Source organism: Bradyrhizobium retamae (assembly GCF_001440415.1).
Classification (GTDB): domain Bacteria; phylum Pseudomonadota; class Alphaproteobacteria; order Rhizobiales; family Xanthobacteraceae; genus Bradyrhizobium; species Bradyrhizobium retamae.
Genome location: NZ_LLYA01000004.1, coordinates 1 through 10,103, shown reverse-complemented (window position 1 = coordinate 10,103; position 10,103 = coordinate 1). Strand labels below are relative to the sequence as shown.

8 protein-coding genes and 3 pseudogenes are annotated in these 10,103 nt (G+C 59.2%); 8 read left to right on the top strand and 3 right to left on the bottom strand.

Annotated elements, in window-relative coordinates; translation table 11 throughout:
- Nucleotides 1-56 precede the first annotated feature (56 nt).
- Complete coding sequence (locus CQ13_RS03435; protein ID WP_057841629.1) at nucleotides 57-260, bottom strand: MerR family transcriptional regulator; 204 nt, start codon at nucleotides 258-260, stop codon at nucleotides 57-59.
- A gap of 1,068 nt (nucleotides 261-1,328) precedes the next feature.
- Between CQ13_RS03435 and CQ13_RS40420 the strand changes: the two genes are divergently transcribed.
- Entirely contained in the window at nucleotides 1,329-1,508 is a 180-nt protein-coding gene (locus tag CQ13_RS40420; RefSeq protein ID WP_082637292.1) for a hypothetical protein, read from the top strand.
- A gap of 510 nt (nucleotides 1,509-2,018) precedes the next feature.
- Nucleotides 2,019-2,255: a hypothetical protein gene (locus tag CQ13_RS46690; RefSeq protein ID WP_197427232.1), complete on the top strand. Its 237-nt coding sequence runs from the start codon at nucleotides 2,019-2,021 to the stop codon at nucleotides 2,253-2,255.
- A 621-nt stretch (nucleotides 2,256-2,876) separates the two neighbouring features.
- Here CQ13_RS46690 and CQ13_RS03420 read toward each other — a convergent pair.
- A complete protein-coding gene (locus tag CQ13_RS03420; RefSeq protein ID WP_057841628.1) occupies nucleotides 2,877-3,566 on the bottom strand; it encodes an IclR family transcriptional regulator in 690 nt (229 codons plus the stop codon).
- Nucleotides 3,567-3,759: 193 nt separating this feature from the next.
- Here CQ13_RS03420 and CQ13_RS45205 point away from each other — a divergent pair.
- From CQ13_RS45205 to CQ13_RS03400, 5 genes and pseudogenes are all read left to right on the top strand, one after another.
- A pseudogene (locus CQ13_RS45205) lies at nucleotides 3,760-4,104 on the top strand (ATP-binding cassette domain-containing protein); the annotation flags it as partial.
- Nucleotides 4,105-4,356: 252 nt separating this feature from the next.
- A pseudogene (locus CQ13_RS03415) lies at nucleotides 4,357-5,128 on the top strand (ABC transporter permease).
- A 146-nt stretch (nucleotides 5,129-5,274) separates the two neighbouring features.
- Nucleotides 5,275-6,144 carry an ABC transporter substrate-binding protein gene (locus tag CQ13_RS03410; protein ID WP_245309009.1) on the top strand — a complete coding sequence of 290 codons (870 nt, stop codon included), beginning with the start codon at nucleotides 5,275-5,277 and terminating at the stop codon, nucleotides 6,142-6,144.
- Nucleotides 6,145-6,211: 67 nt separating this feature from the next.
- A complete protein-coding gene (locus CQ13_RS03405) occupies nucleotides 6,212-7,471 on the top strand; it encodes a CaiB/BaiF CoA transferase family protein (RefSeq protein WP_057841627.1) in 1,260 nt (419 codons plus the stop codon).
- A 64-nt stretch (nucleotides 7,472-7,535) separates the two neighbouring features.
- Nucleotides 7,536-8,363: a citryl-CoA lyase gene (locus CQ13_RS03400; protein ID WP_057841626.1), complete on the top strand. Its 828-nt coding sequence runs from the start codon at nucleotides 7,536-7,538 to the stop codon at nucleotides 8,361-8,363.
- 950 nt (nucleotides 8,364-9,313) lie between these two features.
- Here CQ13_RS03400 and CQ13_RS44205 read toward each other — a convergent pair.
- Nucleotides 9,314-9,512, bottom strand: a pseudogene (locus CQ13_RS44205) (IS5/IS1182 family transposase); the annotation flags it as partial.
- Here CQ13_RS44205 and CQ13_RS46970 point away from each other — a divergent pair.
- Nucleotides 9,496-9,990 (top strand): transposase, encoded by a 495-nt coding sequence (locus tag CQ13_RS46970; protein ID WP_156433471.1) that lies wholly within the window; start codon nucleotides 9,496-9,498, stop codon nucleotides 9,988-9,990. The pseudogene CQ13_RS44205 and the gene CQ13_RS46970 sit on opposite strands and share 17 nt — an antisense overlap.
- The last annotated feature ends 113 nt before the right edge of the window (nucleotides 9,991-10,103 follow it).

The following is a 10,103-nucleotide window of genomic DNA, read 5'->3' as shown; positions in this document are numbered from 1 at the left end:
TGATCGCGAAAAACTTCTTGACACACCAAGCCCTCATATAAGCTAGGAGCCTGTCTTCATTTGCTCGGCTCAATGCGAGGGAGGGTCATATGATAGGCGTCGATGGAATCGGCATCGACCATGGTCTGGCCCTCCATTTTGTAGGCGACGATCTTTCCCTTCTTGATCAGCTTGTAGGCCTTGGTCCGGCCGAAACCGCCCCGCTCCAACGCCTTTTTCAACGGAATCAGGTTCCGCTTCTGGCGGGGCTCATCCGTCATCGCTATCGATCCCTCCTGTGCTCGGCTGTTCATCCTTCTCCGCCGCCGCTATTGAATCAGAATCGGCGGTCTCGTGCAGCTAGCCGCGGCGTGCTTCGGAACAGCGCGTGCCTGACATCCGCCTTTGTGAGTTTGGTTCTCGATACCAGGTTGGTGACCGCAAGATAAAAACGAGTGGCAGGGAAGAAAGCTCTGCGCCGATTCATTCAATCACGGCGTTCGCTCCTCTCTCCAGTGAAAGCTAAGAAAGCTTCGAGTATTATGGGACAGCTGAAAGAGCCGAGGATCATTGTGAGCGTGGTGAGATCGGAGAAGAACACAGCGATCATTTTCCGGTGACTGGATTTTCGCATCACTTTTTTGGTGTGACCGATTTTGCTGAACGCGTATTAAGCCGTCGCCTTTGTTGCTTTAGCTCGCCCAAGTTTGGCCATGATGGACTGGACAGGCCAACGGTTGCTCTCGCTGGCTGCTGTTGGATCACGTGAAGTGATGATGTGATGGCGGAGAGATGGCCAAAAATTGCGCGTGGTGGTTCACGGGCGGAATTCGCCCACGGCGCCAAGTCTGGATACATGCTGCCTGAAGTCTTGCCAGTTTTTGAGGCAGATCGAGTCGCCCATTTTGCAGATATGAATAATTTCCGGCCCGCCGCTCGATGCCCCTAAAACACTACAGAGTAAAGGATCCCAGTAGAGTCAGCTAATCTGCGTCCCGACTCTCGACATTAGAACTTTGCGCCGGCTTCTTTTTCGCGTGACCGCGCGTTGTCTGCGCTCTGGTCATGCCGTCGTAATTGTTCGCAACCCGTTCTTAATCAAGGGGTCTGCCTCGTCCGCAAGCGCCACGAGGCGCGCTCTATTCATGTAAAATCGGTCGTCCATGCTGGTCCCCTTGAAATAAGAGGTACATGCCCGTTCTTGCGACCGACAACAGTAATCCAGATCACATATTTAGCTGTCAGCCGGCGAAGTCGCATTCACATTCTCGCAATAGAAGCTTGTTCATTGTCGCCGCAGACTGTCATGATAGAAGCCCGGCTCTGCCCCAATCCGATTCGGAGAAAGAATGGCAAAAGCAAAGAAAGTAGTTCGCCGCGCGTGGACAAAAGACGATGTTCGAAAAATGAAGACGATGGCAAAAGCAAAGTCAGGCGTCGCCAAGATCGCAAAGGCGCTAAAGCGAACTCCCGGTGCCACCACTGTGATGGCAGCAAAGCTAGGCGTTTCATTATCAATGCGCGCTTAACTTACAGGCGACGGGCCGGAGTGCGGCCTGTCGCCCATTTCCGCATCGCTGAATCTGAGCAGTTGGCGGTCACGCCCTGTGCGGATTGACATGGTGTAGCCTCGTAGTGAGCGGGCGTGGATTCTTGTTGAGCGCCCACCTGAGTTCGCATCATACGCCATCCAAGTGTCACCTTCGACGTGCCGCTCTAGAACGAAGACGTGCCCACGTCGCGCGGCGTGTGGTGGCCGTGCAGACGTTCGGGGAGCAATTTCGAGGACGGCGAGGTGGCGGTCGGCCGCCTGATGCTTATTGTCGCATGGTGTGAATGCCGCGAGCGGAGTCTTTCACCAGCCGAGCCGGCGGTCGATCGGTCGAAAAATGCGAAAGCTTTCTTGCGATGGAGGACGACATGCAGGAAGAGGCGCCGTCGCCGCCCAGGTCCCTTGTTTTCGAAGCGCCGCTGTTACGGCTCTCGCGATCAACTTTGCCGCGGGCGTGTCGCTGGCGGTGCTCCTGGTCGGTGGCCTCATGCTGCTCAATCCCGGCAACATACGAGACCTCATCCTGGCCGATAACACCCCCGGCATCGCGCTCGGGCTGCTCCTGTTCGGCTTCATCATCACCATCAGCTCCAGCGCGATGGGCACCGCCATCATGGCGATCGGGCGACGGCAGCCCGAGGGCCCGCCGCGAGGACCGGGACAGTTCGTGGCTGAGACGGCCGGCGACAAGACGCGCAGCCGGCAGCTGCATGATCGCTTCTGATTGAGTAAGAGCCTATGCTCCAGCCGGTCTCAAGGACGAAAGCGGCACCTACGCTCAGCTCTGCTTTCGAGGGCGAAGCGGAATTATTGTCCTTGATCTGAGACTAATTCATTCGGCGTGCGTTGCGCGCTGCGTGTCCCCCGAACATCGATTTTGAGGCTGACCCTCGCCTGACCCAGAAGTGCCGACAGGAACAACCCGATCAGAGGAAACTTCGGAATCTGGCGAGCTCCGTGATGTGATCGGCTGACAAGACTTTCGTTAAGAGCGGAGGCTGTGGCGCTGTGTGGATTTCGTAAAGATGACGTGTGGCCTCAGGCCTGGTCATAAACTCTCGTATGCAGTCGTCCAGCGTGCCTTCCGCCAGCAGATAGGTGCTTCTGTCTGCACGGCGCTCATTGTTTATGGAGGGCCATTTGCGAAGCATGGCGGGCGCATCGAATCGAATGTGAATGTCGTTCGCGTCCATCATCTCTGTACTCGATCGTTCAACGTGGCTGCTCTGCCTCTGAACAGTCGGGAACTGCCTGATTGCCTCATGCTGCGCCATAAGACACTGCCAGCCTTTGCCGAAGCCGCGTCGACTTCTTTACAAATGGCGCAAAGCGGATGCCTCAATGATCAGCATTCGCTCGCAGGCAGCAACCCCGCTAAGGCCTTGGCTTCCGATTTGAGAGCATCGATTGCCGACTTGCGGGCGTCGGCATCGAAGCGCGTCCTGATCGCTGATAGCGAAAGGGCGCCCCTCAGTTTGCCGTGTACGTCCATCAACGGCACGGCCGCCGCGGCGACCTCCGGATCCCGCTCTCCGATCGAAACATAGAAGCCTTTATCGCGGATCTTCTTCCCTTCTACGTTCGTTGGCTCGCGGTATGCAGTAAGAATTCGCCCGGCGGCGCCGCGATCAATCGGCAATCGCTGGCCTTCTTCGAGATGATGTCGAACTGAACGTGGAGAATTGACGCGGTAAAGACAGATGCGTTCGTCGCCATCTGCAACATAAAAGGATGCAGTTTCCCCCGTTGACTCAACCAGGCGACGAAGCGATGGCCGGATGACTTCGCCAAGATCCAGACCGCGCTGATAGAGCGCCCCAAGACGCCACAACTCCGGTCCCGGTCGAAACAACCGGTCCGCGCCGCGGACGAGAAAGCCGTCAGCCTCCAACGAAGACGCCAATCGGAGTACTGTGCTCTTGTAGAGGTCCGTCATCTCCGCAATCTGCGTCAGCGTCATCGCAGACCGCTCCGCGTTGAAACTTTTCAGGATCGCGAGCGCTCTCCTGACCGCGTCAACTCCTGTCTTGCTCATCTCTGCTCCAGTTCTGGACAATAGAACCACTGCCAGATTAAGACGCCAAAGTCCATTACAGAAGGAGGTAAACGGTTCTGTACGGCAGAATAGATTGACTCTTCTTGCACACAGGACTATGGATTGCATATAACAGAACGAGTTCTGAAGCGCGAAGGGCAGCCAAACGCTGGCCGTTGACTTGCGCGAGGTAATGATCCGCTTCGGCGCATTCATCGCAGTCAAAAGCGTGAACCTCCAAGTAGGCGACGCGGAGTTCGTTGCGGTCATGGGACCAACCGGTTGCGGCAAGTCCACCATCCTGAACACTGTCACAGGTCTCTCAAAACCCGCGTCGGGAGACGTTCAGATCTTCGGCAAGCCGCTCACGGGACTGAATGATCAGTCCGGCTACATGCTCCAACACGAGGGCCTACTGCCGTGGAAGGCCGCGCAGGACAACGTTGGGCTTGGGCTTGTCTTTCAGGGCAAGTCACTCGAGGAGGCGCGCGCCGAGGTTCGGCCGTGGCTCGCCAAAGTCGGCCTGACGGGATTTGAGCAGCGTTATCCGCATCAGCTATCAGGCGGGCACCGCTCCTTGATCTTCATCACCCATCATCTTGACGAGGCGATCACGCTGGCCGACCCGCGTCGTCGTGATGTCCGCAGGCCCTGCCAGCCGGATGGACGGCGAGGTCAGGATCACGCTGCCTCGTCCCCGGGACGTCTCCGCGCTGCAGACCACGGACGAGTTCGTCGCGCTCTATCGCGAAATCTGGTCGCTGCTTGGGCGCTGAAGTGGAGAGGAGCTATGCCGCGCAGAAATAAGGTCGTTGTCACGCAAGTCGCGATCGTTCTCGCTCTTGTCCTGATCTGGGAGCTGGGGGTGCGATTAGGCCTCATCGACGCCTTTTTCTTTCCGGCGCCGTCGACCCTGGTCGGCAGGATAAGGAACTGGACGTCGACCGCGGATTTCTGGGGCGATGTTGGCATAACGCTGGTCGAGACGATCCCATCATTCGTCGTCGGGATTGCGATCGGCACTGCGCTTGGGATCTGGCTGGGATTAAGCCCGTTTGCCGCTGATGTCGTTCAGCGCTTCACCATGTTCAACGCGATCCCGCGTATCCTGCTGGGGCCGATCTTCGTTATTTCGTTCGGTCTGGGGCTGACCTCGAACGTTGCGCTCGGCGTGACCCTCGTGCTGTTCGTTGCGTTCTTCAACACTTTCCAAGGCGTGCGCGAGGTCAATCCGGTCGTCCTGGCGAGCACGCGACTGCTGCGCGATTCGAAATCCTCGCTGTTGCGCCACGTCTATCTGCCCTCTGCCACCACCTGGATCCTGTCGAGCCTGCGAGTGTCCGTCGGCATGGCGGTCATGGGCGCCGTGGTTGCGGAATATCTCGGCTCATCCGCCGGGTTCGGGCACCTGAATCGCGCAGGCCGAAGGGGTGCTCGATGCGACCAGCGTGTTCGCCGGAATCATTGTGCTGTTCGCATTCGTGGTCGCACTCGACGCGCTCGTCGATCGTGCCGAAAAGAGGTTGTTGGTCTGGCGGCCAGCGCCGCCTCATGAGGCTTGAACATGTGCTTGGCCAAGTATATGCGCTTTTTAATCCGATTGATCTTTGGTGTTGCGGCCGCTGGCCTCTGCCTCTTATCGGCTGACGCCGGCGAACCTGAAAGGGCGACACTGAAGATCGCCGTCGGCTCCCAGATTCTCAATTACATGCCTCTCGAATTGGGCGTAAACCTCGGTAACTTCAAAGAAGAAGGGCTCGACGTTACTGTCGAGAATTTCCAGGCCGGCGGCTCCAAGGCGCTGCAGGCGCTGATTGGTGGCTCGGTGGACGGCGTCGTGGGGTTCTATGATCACACGATCCAGATGCAGGCGCAGGGCAAGGAGATCTCCTGCGTCTTTCTGCTCAACGACATACCCGCCGTTCTTCTCGGCGTGCGCAGCGATCTCGCCGACAAGGTGAGGAGCGGCGCCGACCTCAAGGGCCTGAAGCTCGGCATCACGGCTCCTGATTCCTCGACGGACACAATGGCACGCTATTACATCAAGAAGTCAGGATTGGGGCCGCGCGACGTCAAGATCATCGCAGTTGGCAGCGGCACGCCGGGCATGGTTGCGCTCGAAGCCAAGAACATCGACGCGCTGGTCTATTTCGATCCCGTTGCGACGCTGCTCTCGAGGAAGAATGCGGCCAAGCCGCTGTTCGATGCGCGCACGATCGAAGGCTCCAAGACTGCCTTTAGCGGGATCTATCCGACCGCCTGTCTCTACCTGCAGCAATCGTTCATCGACAAAAATCCCGAAACCGTGCAGCGCCTGGTCAATGCCCTGCTGAAGACCCACCGCTGGATCAACTCGGTATCAACGGAACAGCTCGTTGACGCGGTCCCGGCCGGGTACAAGACCGACAATCGCGAGGTGAACATCGACGTCCTGAAGGCGTCGACGGCACTGTTTTCCCAGACCGGCCTGATGGACGCCGAGGCGGCCAAGGTAGCGCTGGCTGTGTTGAGCGATTTCGACCCAGGATCGCCGCGGCCAACATCGACCTCAGCAAACCTTCACCAATCGCTTCGCTGAACGTGCGGTCCAGCAACTGAAATAACAATCGCAGCGGCCGAAGATACGGCAAAGGAGGTTTCGTCAGATGTCCCTGCCGCTCACCGGCATCCGTGTCCTCGACCTGTCGAACGTATTGGCAGGCCCGTTCTGCGGCTACCATCTCGCGCGCCTCGGCGCGGAGGTTATCAAAGTTGAAAACCCCAACGGAGGCGATCTCGCGCGGCGCCTTGGCGCCGATCCGCAAAGGGCAGAGCGCCTTCAGGGCCTCTCCTTCGTCGGCGTCAACGCCGGTAAGCAGTCGGTGGCGCTCGATCTGAAGTCTGAAGCGGGAAGGGAAGTGTTTTTCAAGCTGGTGTCCGAGGCCGACGTCCTTCTCGAAAACTTCCGGCCCAAGGTCATGGAGCGGCTTGGTCTCGGTTTCGACGCGTTGTGCAAGCGCAACCCACGCCTCATCTATTGTGCGATCTCAGGCTTTGGGCAAAACGGTCCTTGGTCCGCCCGCCCGGCCTACGACCAGATCGTCCAGGGCCTTTCCGGCGCGATGAGTGTTACCGGTGATGCAGCCACGGCTCCGCTGCGGACCGGCTTCCCGATCTCCGACACCATCGCCGGGCTAACGGCCGCCTTTGCCATCGCCGCCGCGCTCGTCGAGCAGCAGCAAACGGGCAGGGGCCGCTTCATCGACGTGTCGCTGCTCGAGGCGACAATCGCGGCCATGGGATGGGTGGTTTCCAATCACCTGAACGGCGGAGTCGACCCGCAGCCGATGGGGAACGAGAATTTCACGGCCGCACCCTCCGGCACGTTCCGCACCGCGACCGGCCCGCTGAATATAGCCGCAAACGAGCAGAAGCAGTACCGGACCCTTTGCGATCTGATCGGCCGGCCGGATCTGAAGACAGATCCGCGCTTCGCAAAGCGCGAAGCACGTAAATTGAACCGCGGGGTGCTTAGCGATGAGTTGAACGCAGCCTTGAGCTGCAGGCCTGCAGAGGAGTGGGAGGCGCTGTTGAACGCCGCCGGCGTTCCTGCCGGCTGCGTGCTGACCGTTCCGCAAGTTTTGCGCGAGCCGCAGTTGCTGGAGCGCGGCTTTGTCGAGATGCTGCCGCTCGATAGGGCTGGCGAACTGCCATTACGCGTTACGCGCCCTGGTTTTCGGCTGGATGAGGTGTTTCCTGTCCCGGCGCCTCCCCCGTCGCTCGGTGCGGACACGGAGCGATGGCTGGCTCGGCTCGGTTATACCTATCCGGAAATTAAGCACCTTATCGCCAGCGGTGCCGCCGGAACGCCACATCAAGGAGGAGCGCATTTTCCACGGGTCCGCCCGGCGACGGATGGAGCGTGACGGGCAGGGAGTTGCGCGCAAGCAAGCCTCGGCCGGACATAGGCTGACGAGATTGGAAAACAGAATGAGCGAAACGGAGCTGCGAGAGCAGGCCGCCTATTGGTGGCGGACCTCCATATGCGACATTGCCCCCGGGCGGATCACCTACCGCGGATACACGATCGACGAATTGATTGGTCATATCTCCTTCCCCGCGATGATCTGGTTGATGCTGCGCGGCGAGCTACCCACACCGGCGCAGGAGCGGCTGTTACAGGCTGCACTGGTTGCATCGGTGGATCACGGCCCGCATGCACCTTCCATCGCCATCGCGCAGATGGCTGTCAGTTGTGGGCTGCCGCTCAACGGCGCGATGGCATCGGCGATCAACACGCTCGACGACGTGCATGGCGGAGCGGGGGAGCAGGCGATCGAACTCTATGACGAGGTCCTGCGACGCAGCGAGACCAAGGACCTCGATGAGGCTGCCGCTGAGGCGATTGACCGTTTCACCGCCACGCGCAGCAAATATCTGCCGGGCTTCGGTCACCGGTTTCATCCCGTCGACCCGCGCGCTGAACCGCTGCTCGCACTGGTCGATGCCGCGATCAGTGATGGTGCCGTCACGGGTCGCTATGCCAGCGCTGCGCGCGCGATCGAGCGCGTCATGCGCGAGCGCAACGGCAAGCTCATCCCTATGAACATCGATGGAGCCACTGCAGTCATCTATGGGGAGCTGGGCTTTGCTGCACCCCTAGCCCGCGGCATCTTCTGCTTGTCACGCGCGGTAGGCATCCTGGCGCATGCATGGGAGCAGACCGGACGCAAGGACCGCAATAAAGGACCGATGCCCAAGCAGTTCGCCTACAAATACCAGGGGCAGCCAAGGCGCAGCCTAAAGGAAGCGCCATGATGTACCTTGAGAGACCGCCGCAGTTCATCGAAACGCGCGTCTTTTCGGCCATGCCCGCCAAATTGCGTCGGCCCGGAGTCCGCTCGGATTGGGCGGACGTCAACCGTGGAGGCAAGCCGGCTGACTGCTTCATCGAGGGCCGTCGTTCGACGCGTAGGGAAATCTCTATCTGATCGACATTTCCTTGGCCGCATCTTCAGGCTTGCACCCGGTGGCTCCTGGTCCTTGATCGTCAATAACGGTTGGCGGAATGGCCTGGCCGCATTCTCGCGTCCGACAACGTCTGGGGTGTGCCGTAAGATCGGCAGGTTTAGCTCATTCTTCGGGACGAGCGGTCCGGACGTGCTGGCAATGGACGCCGGACGCTGTTCGTAGCTCATGCATAGCTGGGCCACGTCTTCGTCCTGGCATCGAATGGCGAGTGCATCGCTCCGCATCAGTCCTGCGCTGGCTCGACGTGTACGAGCGTTGCCTTGGGTCAAGATGGCGCTTTGTTTATCACAGAATTAGCAACCGGTTTGGTACGTTCGGTATTGATCGCAGAGTTGGTGCCTTGTAAAGCCACGCTCAAAAAAGCGGCAGCTTCGGCAAGCTGCATCTTATCGTCATTTCGATCAGTTGTTTTTATCGAAGGAGAGCACGGGGCGACGCGTGATCAACCGCTGTATCGACCCGCCGATGCCGGGCTTTTTGCCGGACTCCCCGGCGCTCGGTTATCGGCAACACAGATACATGGCGCGAGATGATGCTGATACGCCTTGGCAGACCGCCATCGCCGCGCAACTGGCCACTGGTCACCAATATCCGTAACACCTCGTGGTCGCACTGACGCATCTGGCTCAAGCCGGAGAGCCGCTGCTTGCTGCCCGCCAAAGGTTCAGTGGGTGATCGCGGCACAGACGTCGCGTTGATGTAACTTGCTGCCATTCCGGCCAAGGTCGTGTGGACACTTATCGCATCCATAGCATGATGGCTGCGAGAGTTGCGAAGGCGCAATAGCTTCGGGCAGTTTTTTCGAAGTGGGTTGCTACGCGTCGGAACTGCTTGAGCTTGCAAGCAGCATTCCACAAGATGTTCCTCGGCATTGGATGCTTCGAGCGGATATTTGAGCGCCGGTGACGGGTTGTTGGGAATGACGGCCCACACACCGAGACTGCCTCCCGAAAAACCGGCCTTGGATCTGATTTGCCGCCTCAAGGGAATCCTCAAGAGTCCGCAGCACATGGGGGGCGAATCGCGGGAGAGCACCTTCGGCGGCCCATTCGCGAGATCGCACGCGAGAGGTGGGAAATATTCAGCTAGCAGCACGGTCGGTAGGTACGCATCCGAGGGCGGCCGCCTTGCAGAGGTTGGCTATTGCGTGATTACAGGCAGTATGGACACCATATCCACTGCCAATAATGCGAAAGTTATGGAGGTTGTCGACACAGGACGGCGGCGGTTCAGTATTGAAGCGAAGCAGCGGATTGTGGAGGAGAGTTATTGCTGTGGCGATCCTGTTACTGTCGTTGCTCGCCGCCACGGACTTTTTCCTGGCCAACTGTTCGGATGGCGACGCCTGGCGCGACAGGGCGCTCTTGGAGCGCTTAACCCAAAGATGGCGAACACCGGTTTATTGCGGCTCTGATTGAGCCGGATCCAACGAGAAGCGATGGGAGCCGTGACGCCGCTCGCTGCGAGCAGGTTGTTGGACGGATGGAGATCGTGCTCGGCAGCGGTGTTCGTCTGATCGTTGGAGTG

Excerpts from the sequence above, each read along its gene's own strand:
- CQ13_RS03435 (WP_057841629.1), bottom strand. The coding sequence starts at position 260 with ATGACGGATGAGCCCCGCCAGAAGCGGAACCTGATTCCGTTGAAAAAG.
- CQ13_RS40420 (WP_082637292.1), top strand. The coding sequence starts at position 1,329 with ATGGCAAAAGCAAAGAAAGTAGTTCGCCGCGCGTGGACAAAAGACGAT.
- CQ13_RS46690 (WP_197427232.1), top strand. The coding sequence starts at position 2,019 with ATGCTGCTCAATCCCGGCAACATACGAGACCTCATCCTGGCCGATAAC.
- CQ13_RS03420 (WP_057841628.1), bottom strand. The coding sequence starts at position 3,566 with ATGAGCAAGACAGGAGTTGACGCGGTCAGGAGAGCGCTCGCGATCCTG.
- CQ13_RS03410 (WP_245309009.1), top strand. The coding sequence starts at position 5,275 with ATGCCTCTCGAATTGGGCGTAAACCTCGGTAACTTCAAAGAAGAAGGG.
- CQ13_RS03405 (WP_057841627.1), top strand. The coding sequence starts at position 6,212 with ATGTCCCTGCCGCTCACCGGCATCCGTGTCCTCGACCTGTCGAACGTA.
- CQ13_RS03400 (WP_057841626.1), top strand. The coding sequence starts at position 7,536 with ATGAGCGAAACGGAGCTGCGAGAGCAGGCCGCCTATTGGTGGCGGACC.
- CQ13_RS46970 (WP_156433471.1), top strand. The coding sequence starts at position 9,496 with ATGACGGCCCACACACCGAGACTGCCTCCCGAAAAACCGGCCTTGGAT.